Origin of the sequence: Terriglobus roseus (assembly GCF_900102185.1) — a bacterium.
GTDB lineage: Bacteria > Acidobacteriota > Terriglobia > Terriglobales > Acidobacteriaceae > Terriglobus > Terriglobus roseus_A.
Genome location: NZ_LT629690.1, coordinates 4,085,242 through 4,102,004 on the forward strand (window position 1 = coordinate 4,085,242; position 16,763 = coordinate 4,102,004).

At 59.4% G+C, this 16,763-nt stretch carries 17 protein-coding genes; 11 read left to right on the forward strand and 6 right to left on the reverse strand.

Translation table 11 applies throughout. The annotated features are described in order from the left end of the window. Positions 1-4: 4 nt before the first annotated feature. On the reverse strand, positions 5-1,372 hold the full coding sequence (locus tag BLT38_RS17095) for an RDD family protein (protein WP_083346270.1): 1,368 nt from the start codon (positions 1,370-1,372) through the stop codon (positions 5-7). A gap of 148 nt (positions 1,373-1,520) precedes the next feature. Here BLT38_RS17095 and BLT38_RS17100 point away from each other — a divergent pair, with 148 nt between their 5' ends. The 7 genes from BLT38_RS17100 to BLT38_RS17125 are packed head-to-tail and all read left to right on the forward strand — an operon-like array spanning position 1,521 to position 8,160. Beyond that, positions 1,521-4,028 carry an LPS-assembly protein LptD gene (locus tag BLT38_RS17100; protein ID WP_231966579.1) on the forward strand — a complete coding sequence of 836 codons (2,508 nt, stop codon included), beginning with the start codon at positions 1,521-1,523 and terminating at the stop codon, positions 4,026-4,028. Between the two features lie 21 nt (positions 4,029-4,049). After that, a complete protein-coding gene (locus tag BLT38_RS17105) occupies positions 4,050-4,844 on the forward strand; it encodes an SDR family NAD(P)-dependent oxidoreductase (RefSeq protein WP_083346271.1) in 795 nt (264 codons plus the stop codon). An 18-nt stretch (positions 4,845-4,862) separates the two neighbouring features. Continuing rightward, positions 4,863-5,732 carry a hypothetical protein gene (locus tag BLT38_RS20715; RefSeq protein ID WP_172838324.1) on the forward strand — a complete coding sequence of 290 codons (870 nt, stop codon included), beginning with the start codon at positions 4,863-4,865 and terminating at the stop codon, positions 5,730-5,732. Between the two features lie 19 nt (positions 5,733-5,751). Next, on the forward strand, positions 5,752-6,315 hold the full coding sequence (locus tag BLT38_RS17110; protein WP_172838325.1) for a DUF4232 domain-containing protein: 564 nt from the start codon (positions 5,752-5,754) through the stop codon (positions 6,313-6,315). A 49-nt stretch (positions 6,316-6,364) separates the two neighbouring features. Continuing rightward, positions 6,365-6,901 (forward strand): 3-hydroxyacyl-ACP dehydratase FabZ, encoded by a 537-nt coding sequence (gene fabZ, locus BLT38_RS17115; protein ID WP_083346273.1) that lies wholly within the window; start codon positions 6,365-6,367, stop codon positions 6,899-6,901. A 4-nt stretch (positions 6,902-6,905) separates the two neighbouring features. Beyond that, on the forward strand, positions 6,906-7,691 hold the full coding sequence (lpxA, locus tag BLT38_RS17120; protein WP_083346274.1) for an acyl-ACP--UDP-N-acetylglucosamine O-acyltransferase: 786 nt from the start codon (positions 6,906-6,908) through the stop codon (positions 7,689-7,691). A 46-nt stretch (positions 7,692-7,737) separates the two neighbouring features. Continuing rightward, positions 7,738-8,160, forward strand: coding sequence for an EamA family transporter (locus tag BLT38_RS17125; protein ID WP_083346275.1), 423 nt, complete (start codon positions 7,738-7,740; stop codon positions 8,158-8,160). Between the two features lie 19 nt (positions 8,161-8,179). Here the strand turns inward: BLT38_RS17125 and BLT38_RS17130 are convergent, their stop codons facing one another. Continuing rightward, complete coding sequence (locus tag BLT38_RS17130; RefSeq protein ID WP_172838326.1) at positions 8,180-8,812, reverse strand: hypothetical protein; 633 nt, start codon at positions 8,810-8,812, stop codon at positions 8,180-8,182. A 78-nt stretch (positions 8,813-8,890) separates the two neighbouring features. Between BLT38_RS17130 and BLT38_RS17135 the strand changes: the two genes are divergently transcribed. The 3 genes from BLT38_RS17135 to BLT38_RS17145 all read left to right on the forward strand — a co-directional run bounded on the left by BLT38_RS17135 (position 8,891) and on the right by BLT38_RS17145 (position 10,960). Next, entirely contained in the window at positions 8,891-9,748 is an 858-nt protein-coding gene (locus BLT38_RS17135) for an LpxI family protein (protein ID WP_083346277.1), read from the forward strand. 109 nt (positions 9,749-9,857) lie between these two features. After that, complete coding sequence (locus BLT38_RS17140; RefSeq protein WP_083346278.1) at positions 9,858-10,418, forward strand: peroxiredoxin; 561 nt, start codon at positions 9,858-9,860, stop codon at positions 10,416-10,418. A gap of 77 nt (positions 10,419-10,495) precedes the next feature. Beyond that, positions 10,496-10,960, forward strand: coding sequence for a GNAT family N-acetyltransferase (locus BLT38_RS17145; protein ID WP_083346279.1), 465 nt, complete (start codon positions 10,496-10,498; stop codon positions 10,958-10,960). Positions 10,961-11,129: 169 nt separating this feature from the next. Here the strand turns inward: BLT38_RS17145 and BLT38_RS20815 are convergent, their stop codons facing one another. Then, positions 11,130-12,143 carry a hypothetical protein gene (locus BLT38_RS20815; protein WP_197674900.1) on the reverse strand — a complete coding sequence of 338 codons (1,014 nt, stop codon included), beginning with the start codon at positions 12,141-12,143 and terminating at the stop codon, positions 11,130-11,132. A gap of 277 nt (positions 12,144-12,420) precedes the next feature. Between BLT38_RS20815 and hisS the strand changes: the two genes are divergently transcribed. Continuing rightward, positions 12,421-13,758, forward strand: coding sequence for a histidine--tRNA ligase (gene hisS / locus BLT38_RS17155; protein ID WP_083346280.1), 1,338 nt, complete (start codon positions 12,421-12,423; stop codon positions 13,756-13,758). Positions 13,759-13,818: 60 nt separating this feature from the next. On the opposite strand, the gene BLT38_RS17160 is transcribed toward hisS, so the two are convergent. From BLT38_RS17160 to BLT38_RS17170, 3 genes are all read right to left on the reverse strand, one after another. Next, complete coding sequence (locus BLT38_RS17160; protein WP_083346281.1) at positions 13,819-14,664, reverse strand: TIGR03435 family protein; 846 nt, start codon at positions 14,662-14,664, stop codon at positions 13,819-13,821. Between the two features lie 73 nt (positions 14,665-14,737). After that, on the reverse strand, positions 14,738-15,298 hold the full coding sequence (gene efp / locus BLT38_RS17165) for an elongation factor P (protein ID WP_083346282.1): 561 nt from the start codon (positions 15,296-15,298) through the stop codon (positions 14,738-14,740). Between the two features lie 121 nt (positions 15,299-15,419). Next, positions 15,420-16,601, reverse strand: a complete 1,182-nt coding sequence (locus BLT38_RS17170; RefSeq protein WP_083346283.1) for a M20 family metallopeptidase — start codon at positions 16,599-16,601, stop codon at positions 15,420-15,422. Between the last annotated feature and the right edge of the window lie 162 nt (positions 16,602-16,763).

Genomic DNA, 16,763 nt, shown 5'->3' on the forward strand with positions numbered 1-16,763 from the left:
CGCATTAGTACCCACGCGGATACATGCGCGAAATGCGGTCGTGCCAACCGAGATTCTCTTCGTCCATGCACGCCCACAACAGCCCCAACCCCAACGGCATACCCGCCAGCAGCAGAGCAAAGATCCGATGCAGCATCGCCTTGCGCGTGGGGTTTTCATCGCTGAAGGTGCACAGCCCAATGCGCGCGTAACGCATGCCGGGTGTGGTGCCGCTCAGGGAGAAGAACAGTGCCTGGTAGCCAATGGCAAACGCAAACAGAGTTCCGACAGATGCAAGCACCGCGGGCAGTCCCGTGGGCAGAACCGGCGAAGCGTAAGCCGCCACAGTGACTGCCATCAAGAATCCGGTGACAACGCAGCAGGCATCCACCAGGAACGCCATCATGCGTTGGCTGCCCGGTGCCACGTAGAGCGGCATGGCAAACGAGATCTGCGCATCCGGCGACTCGGCCAGCCGGACCGGCGCATCCATGTCCAGACGGATGGTGTGCCACTCCGGCAGAACGCTTTCCACCACGGGTTCGATAGAGACTGCGCTGGCTTCCACCTCAAAGATACGAAGCTGTGCGCGCTCGGGTGTGGCATCTGCCTCGTCACGCAGAGGGCCTTCCGCCAGACGCGGACGAGCCTTACGCGCAGCCACAAGCTGGCGAGGAAATTCGATTAGGTTCGTCGGCAGCGCGACAGCAGAATCCAACGGTCCGGTAGCCAGCCCCAGGCGCTCAGCCAAGGTCGCCGGTCGTTCCTGAATCTCATTGACCGCAGCGGTGAACACCTGCGCAAAATCCGGACGAGCCGGAGCTGCGGGAACAACCGGCTCGGACACAACGGGCGCAGCTACAGATTCTGCCAACTGAACACGCAGTTCGGGAGCGCTCACTGGCTCTTCAACCGCAACGATTCTGGCTTCTGTAAGAGCCTCAGAAACGCCCAGCGGCGATTCCGTTTCCACCGGCGCAGCAAAGGTGATGACCTCGGCAGGGCCATGAGCTTCCGGCTGGGGCGCTACTGGTTCATTCCACTGCTCAATCTCTTCCAGAAGCTGCTGCTGCGCAGCGGCAATGGCTTTTGCATTGCGGCGGGCCACTTCGGCGGCTGCCTCGGCCTGCCGGATGGCGGCCTCCGCTTCCTGCTTCAGAAAATCGCTATAGGAGACGGAGCGGGCATAGCGAGCAGCCACGGAATCCGCAACACGATGGCGAGGCGCGGGGACTTCAATAGGCAGCGAAGCCTGCGTCTCGGCGGGCCGTCCGCGGCGCTGACGATGTTCGGCCAGGCGGTTGGCGATCTCACGCTTGAGGGCGCGTGCTTCCTCTTCAGAAACGGTGCCAGCGGGTAGCGGCTGTAGGGGGAGAGGGCTCGCGGTGCTCAAGGCGTCTCACTTTCGTAGAATAGAAACTTCAGTGAGCAGCAACGCCATTTTCCGGAAGAACGTAACGCAGACATCCAGCACGCGCTCCGGGGTGTTGCCGCCTGGCTTCGCATCCGTGCGCGAAGCCTGTATTTGCTGGTGTATCACTTTGGCAGCGACGTTTGGAGTGTCTGCGACGGCACAGCAGGTAACTGCCAAGGAACCCCCTGCGGATACATCCTCTGCCGCAGCGCCGCAACAGCGCGATCTGCCGCAGGATCCGGGCACGGAACGGTTTCCCACAGCCATTCCTGTGCCGGAGCCCTCCGCAAAAAAGATCACCATCGACAGCGACCGCCAGAGCCGAAATGGCAACATGCTTCTTCTGGACGGCAACGTGGTGGTCACCTACGGCGACTATCGGCTGGAAGCCGACCACATCCGCTATGACCAGACCACCGGCGACGCGGAAGCCGAAGGCCATGTGCACATCACGGCGGACAGTGGCCGCGAAAGCATGCAGGCCACTCGCGCCCTGTTGAACATCCATACGGAAAACGGCCGCATGTACAACGTGTCCGGCTCCATTGGCGTAAAGCTGTCGACACGCGGCACCACGTACACCACGGACAACCCATTCCTCTTTACGGGCCGTGAAGTGATCCGCACGGGGCCTCAGCAGATGGAGATTATCGAGGGCACTGTCACCAGTTGCCAGTTGCCGCACCCCGATTGGCAGTTGGCTGCCGGACACTTCCTGATACGTGACGGCAAGGCCCGCGCCAAGAACACCATGTTCCGCCTGTACAACATCCCCGTGTTCTTCCTGCCGTACGCCACGCACCCCACCGACAGCGAAGAACGCCAGAGCGGCTTCATGATTCCCATCATCGGCAACTCGACGACCAAGGGCATCGTGATTGGCGAGCAGTTTTACATGACGCTGGGCCGTTCGGCCGATCTGACGGTGGGAGCGGAATACTTCTCGAAGCGCGGATGGGAACAATCCGCCAGCTTCCGCATGCAGGGCCGCAACAACGACTTCCTCCGCGCACGCTACTCAGGACTGCTGGACCGCGGCTTCTATCAGGCAACCTCCACCACGGTGAATGGCCAAACCACGACGACGAACGCCTATGTGAATCAGGGTGGTGAAGATGTAGCGTTCTCCGGCCGCAAAGACTTCACGCTGCATACACGCGTCGCCGCCGATGCCGAATACCTGAGCAGCTACATCTATCGCGAAGCCTTCACGGACAACTTCAATCAGGCCGTGTCGTCCGACATCAAGTCGTATCTGTATGGCACGACCGCTCGCAACGGCTATGTGGCCGCCTTCGAAACAGATCGTTATCAGGGTCTCAAGATTGTCAGCACGGGCGAGCAGATTCGTATCTTCCACGCACCTGTGTTCGATCTGGATTCGCTGGAACGCCGCATTGGCACCACACCGCTTCTGTGGAGTTCCACCATGCAGTATGCAGGGCTGAAGCGTACACAGGGCACACCGTCAGCGCAGACAGGGTTTGCGTCGGATCTGGTGAGCCGGTACGACGTTCATCCTCAGCTTGCCATGCCCTTTGGCTTTGCAGGATTCCGTTTCCGGCCCTCGGTCGGCCTGCATGACACGTATTACTCGCACTCGCGGTCTGCAACAGCTCTACCGGGTCCGGTGCCAACGGAACGCGCACCCGGCCTGAACCGCTTTGTTACGGAAGCCGGCATGGAGATGCGTTTCCCTGTTCTGGAACGCACCTTCGACACAGGAGCTTTCAGCAAAATATTGGGACGCGAAGCGCGCCACACCATCGAACCCGAAATGACATACCGCTATGCCAGCGGTGTTACGGACTTCGCCCGTACGCTACGCTTTGACGACACCGATGTCGTCGCGAATCGTAACGAGCTGGAGTACGGATTCACTCAGCGCCTTTTCCTGCGCCCCTCGAAGGAACGTGCCTGCGGTGCGAACGAAGATCCCGCAGAAACCAACTCGCCCTGCGGCGGCACACGCGAAACCATTCGTTGGAAGCTGGTGCAGCGCCACTACTTCGACGACACCTTCGGCGGATACCTGACGACCACAAATCCCAACGGCGTGCTGGTGCTGAATCGCCGGAACGTTCTGGACAGCACGCTCGATTTGAGCGGCATTGCATTCCTTACCGACTTTCGCAGCGCCTCGCCCATTGTGAGCGAGATGAAACTCAGCGCGACCGACCACATCGACCTGGAATGGGATTCGGCTTATGACCTGCACGCCGGACGCATGCGTCAGAGCAACGTCTTTCTGGACTTCCATCAGGGCAACTTCTTTGGCGGATTGAGCCACGCTCGCCTTTACGCTCCGGGACGCTTCACCGCGGACACCGGCAGCGGCAGCACCGCCACGTCGCTCATCAGCGACTTCAGCCAACTCCGCGTCCTGCTCGGCTATGGCACGCCCGTTAAGCCGGGTCTGAGTATTGCTGCCAACGCAGGTGTGGACCTCAAACTGAGCCAGGTCCAATACGCTGCGGGACAGGTTTCCTACAACTGGAATTGCTGCGGCATCTCCGGCGAATACCGCAAATACGAACTGGGAACCATCCGTAACGAAAACGCCTATCGCTTCAACTTCACGCTGGCCAACATTGGCACTGCGGGCAATCTGCGTCGGGCGGAGCGTCTGTTCTAACGCATCGTGTAGCGTGAACACATGCAACATGAAGGTGTCTCACTCTCTCTGGAAGGCCGCGTCGCTCTCATCACTGGCGGATCGCGCGGCATTGGCGCGGCTGCTGTCCGGTTGTTTCGCAAAGCAGGTGCGAAGGTCGCGTTTTCTTACCGAGCGGCAGAAGCGCAGGCTCTGGCATTACAAGAAGAGTGCGGTGGACCAGAATGGTGCTTGGCCATTCGCCAGGAACTTGCTACCGCTGCCGATGGCGACTCCCTCGTAAAAGCCGCCGTGTGTCACTTCGGCTCATTGAACATTCTCGTTGGCAATCACGGCATCTGGCCACCACATGATGCGCCCATCGGCAGCATGACGGATGCGCAATGGAACGGCACCATCGGCATTAATCTGGACAGCGTTTTCGGCCTCATCCGCGCCTCGGTCGCGCAGATGCAGACGCAGGAACCCATCGACGGTGTGCGCGGCCATGTCATCCTTGTCAGTTCCACCGCCGGACAGCGCGGAGAAGCCTTCCACGCCGACTATGCCGCCACCAAGGGCGCACTCATCAGCATGACCAAAGGCCTATCCACAGAACTAGCGCCGCAGAGCATCCGCGTGAACTGTGTTGCGCCGGGTTGGGTGCATACCGAGATGACTGAAAGTACTCTCACCGATCCAATCGCGTCTAAGAAGGTGTTCAGCGCCATTCCGCTGGGCCGTGTCGCCACGCCGGAAGAGATCGCAGGCCCCATCCTGTTCCTGTGCACACCGCTTGCAGGATTTGTGACGGGTGAGATCTTCAACGTGAATGGCGGGGCCGTGCTAGTTGGATAAGAGGCTATGGAGAGATCGATGAAAAAGCGCGTTCGCAACGGGATCACAACAATCGCTGCGTGCTGCTTTCTGATGCCGTTCGTTGCTCATACGCAGGAACGGGTGCTGACGCTCCCTCCCAAACAAGAGAACAAGCGCGAAGAGCAGATCATTGTCACGCAGCCCAAGCCCGGCGAAGAGATTGATCAGGCCAAGGCCCGCGCCGCGCTGAACACCATGTACACCGCGCTGGGCGGACAGAAGTGGCTGAACCGCGGCGACTACATTCTGCGCGGCCGCACCTCGTCGTTCTATAAAAACGAGCCCACCGGCGTGGGCGAATACATACAGTTCCACCACGCGCTGCCCAACAATCAGTGGGAAGACCGTATTGAGCTAACGAAGAAGCGCGACATCGTGCAGATATGGACGACCACCGAAGGCGTGGAAGTGACCTATCGCGGTCGTAAACCGCTGCCCAAAGAAGATCAGCAGGCATACTTTCGCCGCATTCATTACTCCATCGACTCCATTGCCAACACCTGGCTCACCGATCCGAAGACGCTATTGATTTACGGCGGACACAAGGTCGTCGCTCGCCGTGAAGTGGAAGAGGTCACGCTCATCGACAAGGACAATGACTCCGTCACGGTCGATATTGAGCTAAGCAATCACTACCCGCTGCGCCGTGTTTTCCAGTTCCGCAACGAAAAGTACCAGGACTTTGACGAAGACGTGGAAGAGTACAGCGACTGGCACGACGTGGATGGCATTCCCACGCCTTACGTCACCACCCGCTACTTCAACGGAGACATGGTGGCGCAGCGCTTCGTGGAAGAGATTCACTACAAGCCGGTCGATCCGGCACTCTTCGCACCGAACGCGCCCATCGGCAAGCACAAGGACTAACAGCCGCATCCAACCGAAGATGAAGAAAGCATCATGTCTGGGGATCGCCGCCTTCCTGCTTCTGTCGTGTGGCTGTTCCTCGCCATCTCGCGGGAAAGGTCTGGTCACTCCCCCGCAGCCGCAGCAAGAGTCGAAGCCATCCGCCTGCGCGGCGCTCGACATCGCTCTGAGCTTTGACTCCGCCGACGGTGAGTTCAACGGCATGTCCCACTCTGGCGCCTATCTTGTGCTGACCAACATAGGGCTGCGAACCTGCACGGTTCCGCGACGCCCGCAGGTCACCTGGTTGGACATCACCAACGCTACCCTCAACGCCCAGGCGGACACACCCAAAGGCATGCACCCCGGCCCGGTGCTAACGCCTGTAGCTCTCGCTCCGGGCAAGTCCGCCCGTGCAGCTCTACGCTGGGTCTCCGGCGAGGTCTATGACCACAACAAATGCGTGAATGTGGCAAAAGGCACCGTGAAACTGGATAAGGGCGAGGTCTCCGCTCCGCTGCAAGCGAAAATGTGCGGCGACGCCACCACCGGTCCGCGCTTCGAGGAGCAGTGGCTACAGCCAAATGAGCCATCTGTTCACTGAAACGTAATCGGAACGTGAGAAGACTCGGCGAACTATACTCACAAGAGTCATGAGTGAGATCGTCGCCCCCGTCATGGATGTGCAGCAGATCATGAAGCTGCTGCCGCACCGCTATCCGTTCTTGTTGATTGACCGCGTCCTTGAGGTCGAGCCGAAGCAGCGCATCGTCTGCCTGAAGAACATCTCAGTCAACGAACCGCAGTTCACCGGCCACTTCCCGGACTACCCGCTGATGCCGGGCGTGCTGATCATTGAGGCCATTGCACAGGCGGGCGGCTTGCTGCTGCTGAACGAAATCCCTGACCGCGAGAACAAACTGATGGTCTTCACGGGCATTGATGGCGCGAAGTTCCGCAAGCCCGTCGTTCCCGGCGACCAGTTGAAGATTGAAGTCACCGTGCTGAACTGGCGTTCGCGCGCAGTGAAGATGCATGGTGTGGCCACGGTTGATGGCAAGGTAGCCTGCGAAGCCACCGTAATGTGCCAGCTCGTGCCGCGTCCATCGCAGACTGCTGCTCCGGCAAAGACTGCTGGCGAATCAAACCCGCAGCAGGACGGCCCGACGCTTCCTGAGGCTGCAGTCTAGTTCCATGGCAATTCATCCCACCAGCTTCGTTGCGCCGGGTGCGGTCATTCCCGAAAGCTGCGCCGTGGGCCCCTTCTGCACCGTCGGACCCAACGTTGTGCTGGGCGAGCGCTGTGAACTGGTAAGCCACGTTGTGTTGGACGGCCACCTGACCATGGGCGACGACAACCGCGTCTTCCCGTTCTCATCGGTCGGCTGCAGTCCGCAGGACCTGAAGTACAAGGGCGAGCCAACAAAGCTGACCATCGGCAACGGCAACACCATTCGCGAATGCGTAACCATCAGCCGCGGCACGGTTGGCGGCGGTGGTGAAACCATGATCGGCGACGGTTGCCTGATCATGGCTTACGTCCACATCGGCCACGACTCAAAGATTGGCAACGGCTGCATTCTTCCCAATGGCTCCACACTTGCCGGCCATGTCACGGTGGAGGACTACGCCGTCCTCAGTGCCAACGCGCCTGTACACCAGTTCTGCACCATCGGCGCGTACGCCTACATTGGCGGCGGCACCACCATCACGCAGGACGTGTTGCCGTACAGCCTGACCAGCGTGCGCCGCGAGAACAAGGCCTTCGGCATCAACAAGGTTGGCCTGGAGCGTCGCGGCTTTACCCCGGAAGAGATCAAGCAGCTTCGTCAGGCCTATCGCCTGCTGCAGGCAAGCGGGCTGAACACCACGCAGGCGCTCGAAGCGATCCGCGAAAAGGTAGCCAGCGGCGAGTTCGGCGAGCGTGTCGTTTATCTCGCAGAGTTCATCGCCAAGAGCGAACGCGGCGTCATCAAGTAAGCGCGCCAACCATTCATCGCAAGGATGAGCGCGGAGAGGATGCACGATGGGATGGATGTCCTGGGCGTTATTGTCCGCACTCTTCGCCGCATTGACAGCGATTCTGGCGAAGAAAGGCGTCGCGCACGTCGAGCCAAATCTAGCGACCGCAATCCGAACGACTGTGGTGGTCGTGTTTGCGTGGGCCATCGCGATTGCATTCGGACGGCCGCATGAGTTGGGTTCGCTTGACCGCAAAACATATGCGCTATTAGCGCTCTCAGGAATAGCAACAGGCCTATCGTGGATCTGCTACTTCCGGGCGCTGTCACTTGGGCAGGCATCGAAGGTCGCGCCAGTCGACAAGCTGAGCGTCGTCTTCGTACTGCTGCTTGCGTGGCCTCTCCTCGGTGAACAACTGTCCCTCGGAAAGATTTTGGGCGCAGGACTCATCGCTGCTGGAGCCATTGTGCTAGCGGTTCTGCCTTAGGGCGCTGGCAAGATGCCCTCTACTGCGCCACCGTCACAGCCTTCGATTCAATCCGGATACTCGTTCCCTCGCCCACCACGTCTGGCACAAACCGGATGGGGACATTCAGAGTGCGGTTGCAGGTGCGGACGGTCCATATCTCATTCCACGCGGCGCGTGCAACGGCCGGAACGGGGCCGTCGAGCTTCGTATCCAGCACATCCACCGGACAGGTCTTGCCTTTGACGACGAACTCCGCCGTTGCTTTGATCAGCGGCATCTGCGCGTCGGTTTCCAACTGCGGCGTCGCGATGCTCTCCCCCGGCAGCAGCGGCGCAACGGCCGCGTGGCCGCCGCGGATGGTTACCAGAACACGATAGCGACGATGTTCGCCACACGCCGTGCCGGGAACACTCTCCACCCACGTCGCATTGTTCAGGTTGCCGTCATCGCCCGTGACCGGCTTGCCATAAATCTTGTGCGATGCAGCGTTCCAGTCTGGAGTGACCGTGGGGCAGTGCGTGCTGAGGCGCGCTTCGTACCCCTGGAAGTTCTTCAATGCCGCATCGCGAAAGCCCGGCGATGTTTCCACTGTGTGCACGGCGGCATCCTGCGCAGCGGCAGGTACAGCAACGGATAAAACGGCAAGGGCGGCAAACAGGCTTCGCATCACGCTTAAGGGTATCGCGAACGGTCAGACAGCATGCGCGCCATTGGACGAATCCGCCCCGACATGGCACGATGACGCTTGATGGACAGGCTTGGATTAATCGCTGGTAACGGACGCTTCCCTTTTCTTCTGCTTGAGGCCGCACGCGCACGCGGGCTGCATGTTGTGGTTGCCGCAATCAAAGAAGAGACCGATCCGGAGATGGATACACGCGCCGCAAACGACAACGGCATGGAAGTCCACTGGATGAGCCTGGGCGAACTCTCAAAGCTGATCGACACCTTCCAGAAGGCTGGCGTGCACAACGCCGTGATGGCCGGGCAGGTGCGACACAAGCAGATATTTTCTGGCATCCGCCCGGATTGGCGGCTGGCGAAACTGCTGATGAGCCTGAGCACACGCAACACCGACATGCTGCTGGGCGCTGTGGCCAAAGTGCTGAGCGATGAAGGTATTGAACTCATCAGCTCCACGGCGTACCTGGAGCCCATGCTCGCCAAGCAGGGTGTGCTGACACAACGCACGCCAAACGAAACCGAGCGCAACGACATTGCCTACGGCCTAACGGTGGCGCGCGGTATCGCGGGGTTCGATCTTGGTCAGACAGTCGTGATTGCCGCAGGCGCATGCGTGGCCGTGGAAGCGATGGAAGGCACAGACGCCTGCATTGCCCGCGCCGGTGCGCTGATGGGTTCGCTGGACGATGACGCATCCACGCTGGCGCGTTCGCTGACCGTGGTGAAAGTCGCCAAACCCAAGCAGGATCTTCGTTTTGACGTTCCGGTGGTGGGCGTTCCCACCATTCGTGCGATGCAGGCTGCGGGAGCCACATGCCTGGCGATCGAAGCAGGTCGCACGCTCCTCTTCGACGAAGAGAACATGCTGCGTGAAGCGAATGCGGCGGGCATCGCCGTGGTGGGTGAGCAGCGCCCCGCCTGATTCGCGTCAGAATGGCGCGGCCCTCGATGAAAAAATTACAAATTCACCGTTACCCGGGACCATGCGCCTGAGTCATACTGTCACCGGAAGATTCCCAAGGGAGATATTTATGCAGCGTGCAGGATTGTGGTCCATGGTGTTGGTAGCCGCATTGGCGGTGGCAGGAACGGCGCGTATGGCAATGGCCGCAGCGGCCGCTGGTTTGTTGGAAACGGGCACGGCTGCCCCGAACTTCACTCTTCCCTCGCAGGAAGACAAACAGGTGAGCCTGTCGCAGTACAAGGGCAAGTGGGTAGTTCTCTACTTCTATCCGAAGGATCAGACACAGGGCTGCACCATTGAAGCGCACAACTTTCAGCGCGACCAGGCCATGTATGACAAGGCCAACGCCGCCGTTCTGGGTGTGAGCCTGGACACCGCCGACAGCCACAAGGCGTTCTGCACCAAGGAGAACCTGACCTTCAAGCTGCTGGCTGACCCCGAACACAAGGTTGTGGACGAGTACGGCGTGCCCGTTGTGGCTGCCGGCCCCAACCACTTCGCCAAGCGCGTCACCTTCCTCATCTCGCCCAAGGGCAAGATCGTAAAGGTATGGCCCGATGTGAAGGTGCAGAACCACAGCGAAGAGGTTCTGGCCGCCATCGACGAAGCGAAGAAGGCAAAGTCCTAAACACTCTTTAAGCGCGACACAGCAAGGGCGGGCCTTCATCGGCCCGCTCTTCGTTTTCTCCCCGAAGGAAGGATCCCATGATCATTCGCCCCGTCGAGGACGACGATATTGTTCCGATGGTCAAGATCCGTGCCGTCGAATGGGGTGACGAGGCTTATTGGCTGAACAGGATCACCGCCTACAGGGATGGCAGAGTCTCACCCCAATTCGGCTTACCGGAACGCGCACTCTTCGTCGCCGTGGAAGACGACAGCATCGTAGGCTTCGTTGCGGGAAATAAAACGACACGACACAACTGTCAGGGCGAACTGGAGTGGCTCAACGTCGCAGCCAACAAACGAGGCCGAGGCATTGCCGATCAATTGATTGCGCGCATGGGCGCGTGGTTTGTGGAACAGGGCGCCGGTCGCATCTGTGTGAACGCAGCGGTGGACAATGTGGCGGCACGTCGCGTCTACAGCCGGTGCGGTGCCGAGCCTATGAATGATCACTGGATGATATGGGCCGATGCAAGACGGATAGCTCCGCCGCCATCCATGTAAACAGACTGACGCCATAGCCAAAAATCTTTTCCAAACAGGAATAAGCAGTCCGCCGAACTTATCTCCGGACGCAAAAAGGCCCGGAGCCTCACGAAGAGGAGCCGGGCCTTTTTGCTTGCCTTAACTACGTGCAGCCGGTTACCCGTCTGCGGTTAGGAGAATGCCAGAACTACTTGGTGGCCTTCTTGGTTGCGGTCTTCTTGGCGGCCTTCTTAACAGCCTTCTTAACGGCCTTCTTTGCAACAGTCTTCTTCGCTGCTGCCTTCTTTGCCGGAGCCTTCTTCGCAACAGTCTTCTTCGCTGCGGCCTTCTTCGCCGGAGCCTTCTTCACGGCAGTCTTCTTTGCCGCGGCCTTCTTTGCAGGTGCCTTCTTGGTTGCCAAGGATTTTCCTCGCTGGTTGGATTTCGCCGCCTTCTTACTGGCGACGTTGCCGCCACGTTTCGTCACAGACGATTTCGTGGCAGACTTCTTAGCTCCCGCTACTTTCTTAGCCACGGTTTTCTTCGCTGCCGCCTTCTTCGCGGTGGCTTTCTTTGCCGTGGTCTTCTTTGCGGGTGCTGACTTTTTCACCGCCACCTTTTTCGCTGCTTTTTTCGCGGCCTTCTTTGCTACCTTCTTGGCTGCCTTCTTTGCTGCGGGTGGGGGAGATTTCTTTGCGGCCTTCTTTGCGGCCTTCTTCGCCGCTTTCTTGGCTGCCTTCTTAGCAGCCTTCTTCGGTGCCGGAGCCGCGGCTTTCTTTGCGACCGCCTTCTTGGCCGGAGCCTTCTTCGCAACAGCCTTCTTTGCGGCAGGCTTCTTCACAGCCTGCGCTGCTGAGATCAGAGCTGCTCCTACCGAAACTTCGGCTACGTTCTCTTCCGGCTCAACCGATTCGCTATCTGCGGGTGTGTAAGGATCCGCCTGCGACGAAGGCGATGCCTTCAGCGTGGCCTGTTCCGCGTGGTGCTCGCTGTGAAGCATGCGGTCCGCGCCTTCGGTGTCGTCGTCCGTGTCCGGCTCGTCGTCGATGTCGTCTTCCTCATCGTCCAGCGTGCGGTCATCATCGTCTGAGGTGGTGGTCACTTCGTCTTCCTCGTCCTCTTCGTCGTCGTCGAAGTCATCCTCTTCATCGTCGTCGTCGAGTTCAGGCTCGTAGTCGTCGTGCGCCGCTGCGTAGTACTTCAGATCTTCATCAGACATCATGGTCTACAAACCTCCGCTACCGATGCTGGGTAGGATGCAACATCTTCTTCATGCGTGTTGCAGGTGGCCAATGAAAACACATCGGATGCGAACACAGCAATATGGTGCACCGTGATTAGTGCAATAGCAAGAAGAAGTTTTCATGCATGAGCAGATTTTGATACTGCTATCGCGCCCGTGCTGTCGTCATCATCGACATAACGACAGATATCGGCGCGCGAAACAGCCCATGTCTTCTGCAAGATCACGCAGCACAAGCTCCGATAAACTGATGTGTATGGCTTCTATTGTGAAAGCAATCCGCGGCACGCGCGATCTGCTTCCCCCTGAAACTTCTTTGTGGAACCGCGTGGAGAGCACCGTCCGCGCCGTCTTTGCTCGCTACAACTTTGGTGAAATACGCACACCTGTATTGGAAGCAACGGAACTGTTTGCACGCGGCGTGGGTGAAGAAACCGACATCGTCAGCAAAGAGATGTACACGTGGGAAGATCGCGCTCGCGCTGCCAGCGAGAAGGCGCAGTCGTTAACGCTGCGTCCGGAAAACACCGCAGGCGTGGTCCGCGCTTACATCGAACACAAGCTCGGTGACACTGGCCAGCTGCAGAAGCTCTATTACATTGGCCCCATGTTTCGCCGCGAGCGTCCGCAAAAGGGACGCTATCGTCAGTTCTTCCAGATTGGCGCGGAAGTCATTGGCCCCGCAACGTCTGGCAGCGAATCCGCTTTGCGCGATGCGGAAGTGCTGGAGATGCTGGCCACGCTGCTCGACGAACTCGGCATCCCGCGCGCCTCTGCCGCGAATGAATACAAGGGATGGAAGCTGCACCTGAACTCGGTCGGCTCATCGACGGATCGTCCGCGCTACATTGCGGCACTGCGTGAAGCTCTGGCGCCCGTGAAAGACAAGATGTGTCCGGACAATCAGCGCCGCGCAGAGACGAATCCGCTGCGCGTGCTGGACAGCAAGGATGAGGCCGATCAGGAGATCATCAACGCGCTGCCCAAGATCGCCGACTACCTCGACGAAGCCTCCACGGAGCACTTCGTGCAGGTGAAGGCCGCGCTGGATGCCTGCGGCGTTCCCTACGAAGTGAATCCACGCCTCGTGCGCGGACTGGACTACTACACGCGCACCACGTTTGAGTTCACCGTTGATCTCGGTCTCGGCACGCAGAACGCGCTGCTCGGCGGTGGACGCTATGACGGCTTAAGCGAAATGCTGGGTGGCCCCAAGGCTCCTGGCATTGGCTTTGCGATTGGTGAAGACCGCTTGATCCTGACGCTGCAGGCACTGGAAGAGTCGCGTGCTGTGGCCGAAGGCGAACCTGCCGCGACAAAAATCGACGCGTACATCGCACCACTGTCTACATCGCAGAATCCTGCCGCACTGGCACTCGCACGTTCGCTGCGCGCGGCAGGTCTGGAAGTGGAAGTGGGCGACGGCAACTTCCGTCTGAAGAAGAAGTTCGATAATGCAGACCGCATTGCGCGCAGCATCGTCATCCTGGGTGAAGACGAAGTTGCCGCAGAGACCGCAACCGTAAAGCACTTTGCTGGCGGCGAACAAAGCAAGGTAGCCTTCGCCGATCTTGTGGCGGCATTGAAGAAATAACTGCAACAAGCAAAGAACGAAAAGGGCACGGATGCCTCCGTGCCCTTTTCGTTTTTGTCGCTAGTTGTCTGATGGCGGGTCGATGTGATCGACGACGAGGATCGGAATCGTCATCTTCGCGGGCTGCAGCTTTAACCCAAGTTGTTCCTGCAGCGCGGTGAAGAGGTCCGGATCATTGCTGTCCGTGTTGCTCGTCGCTCCAAGATTCGACGATGAGAAGTGCAGATCCATGTCATACGAGCCAGTCAGTCCTGTCTTGTCCACGATCTTTCTGTCTGCCGGCATCTCCAGAATGGACGCGAAGAACACAATCGGAACCGCCTTGCCATTGATCTTGCCCGACGAGAATGAGAGCGTTCCATGATTCGGGTCGGACTCGGTCGTCTTCACCTTCGCACCACCCTTGGCTTCGGTCAGCGTGTACACGTTGCGTTCGCCGGTGGTCCAATGCACCTTCAGGTGAAATCGTTCGATGAGCAGTTGTTGCTCCATCAGCATCTGTCCGGTGTAGGTGCGTGTCTTGAATGCCGTGATCGTGTCTGCCGTCGACAAGTCAGAGAGCTTCTTGTAAGCGGGCACATCCTCAGGAGCGACGCGGGCCTCAACGTCGTATCGTGCGGACTTGGCCCAGCCTGGCAGGCCTTCCACCTCGTCGTCACGCATGGGCATGATGCCGAAGTTATAGGCCTGCGAAATCAGTGAGGCCAACGGCGCACCCTTCTCCGAAAGGCCATTGGCCTGATCGCTTGCTGAAGCATTGTTCTCATGCGCGGGGTCCATCTGGTGGATGGAAACAGCCATCCACTGCAGAGGTGCGCCACCGGGCGGCACAGGCTGCGCCGATTGCGCAAACACCGAACAGCTTAAGAATGACAACGCCATCGTAATCGCGGTGCGCAACTTCATCTTCGCGTCTCCCTCCGAAAGCAAAAAGGCTGCGCGATGTGCGCAGCCCTCTCGTGTGTCTCTTTTGCCGTGCTTACGCGCGGCTCATGTATGCGCCTTCGGCGGTGTCGATGCGGATCTTCTCGCCTTCGTTGATGAACGGCGGCACCTGCACGATCAGACCGGTCTCGGTCTTCGCAGGCTTGGTCACGGACGACGCAGTCGCGGACTTGATGCCCGGCTCCGTCTCAACAACCGTCATCTCGACAACGTTGGGCAGTTCCACGCCCACCGGCTTGCCGTCGATAAAGCTGATGTCCACCTTGATGTTCGGCAGCATGTAGTCCACGGCATCGCCCAGAATCTCGCGCGAGAGCGAGGTCTGTTCGTAGTTGCTCATGTCCATGAAGATGTACTCATCGCCATCCTGGTACAGGAACTCCATCTGGACATCGTCCACGATCACGCGGTCGATCGCATCGCCGGAGCGGAAGCGGTGCTCAAACATGGCGCCCGATTCCAGGTTGCGCAGCTTTGCCTGGATGAAGGCGCGGAGGTTGCCGGGGGTACGGTGCTCAACGGAGAAAACCGAGTGCAGCTTCTCGTTGTGCTTGATGACCATGCCGGGGCGCATCTGTGTGGCGGGAATCGCCATGGTGAAAACTCCTAACGTCTTACCTTGAACTGGTGGGAATATGCGCGCGAAAGGCTTTCAAAGTCCCGTCGTTCATTGTATCCCGCCGAGCCGCTGGGCCTGAAGGACCGCCATATCGCGGCTACTCCCTGGAAGCGATCATTGCCGCCAGCAATGATGTCCGTGGCAACAAATGATCCAACAACAGCGACTCATGTGCCGCGTGCGCACCTTCACCCACCGCGCCCATGCCGTCCAGTGTCGGCACGCCAATGCCAGCGGTGAAGTTGCCGTCTGATCCACCGCCGGTGGCCGCTTCCTTCAACTCCATGCCTAAGCGCGAAGCCAGCGAACGAGCCTGCTCAAACAAACGCACTGTCCCCTCACCGCGCTCCATCGGTGGACGATTGATGCCTCCGCTAACCTGCAAAGAACAGGCAGGATCATCAACAGCAAGCCCATGAAATAACCGATCGACACGTTCCGCATCGGCCGCGCGCGCAATGCGAACATCCACCTCAGCCCATGCATGCGCTGCGATTACGTTCGAACGCGTTCCGCCGCCAATCACGCCGGGATTCACCGTCAGCCCCGTCTCCAGGTCCGTGAACTGCTCCACCTTCAGCAACAGGCGCGCCAGTTCCAGCACCGCCGAACGCCCGCGCGTGAAGTCCACACCCGAATGCGAGGCCACGCCCGTCACATCCAGCCGGTAATGCCCAACGCCCTTTCGCGCCGTTTTGTACGCAGCATCATCCGCGCTACCGGGTAATCCCTGCGCCGGTTCCATCACAAAAACTGCCTCACACTCCCGCGCAATCCGCTCGGTATGAGGCCGCGAAACCTCCGACCCGGTCTCCTCATCGGGGTTCAACAACAGCACAACCGGCTGCAAGAGGCCGCCATTTTGCTGCACCACTTCCACCGCCGCCAGCGCCATCACGACGCCAGCCTTCATATCCAGAACGCCCGGTCCCCACAGCCGCATACGCCCCTGCGCGTCGCCTTCCCGCCGCCACGGCATCCCAGCAAGAGTCCCCATGGGCCAAACCGTGTCCAAATGCCCCAATAACATCAATGGTTTACGGCCATCGGCCTGCTCCCCAAACCAAAGCTCGACCACATCGCCATAGCCTGTTTGGGGATGACGCACCACGCGTCCGCCAAGCTCCTCAGCCCATGCAATCGCCATATCCATAGCGCGGTTCACCGCTGCCGCATCTTCCGTCGGCGATTCGCATTCCACCAACTCCCGTAAGCGGGAGAGCCATCGGTCGCTGGTTTCAGTCAGGGTGCTTTGTAGCTGATGCAGGTCGGAAGACATGGCCCGATTCTACGTCCGGTCCTGGCATGTAATCGATAAACTGTGTCCAATCAGACACACTTGCACAATCCCAAATGGGTGTACGCTGTCCTTCGCCGGATTTTGCAGCGCGCCCCACGTTGCATTCTCCAAGTTTCATCAGGAGCGCTGGATTTGGGTCAA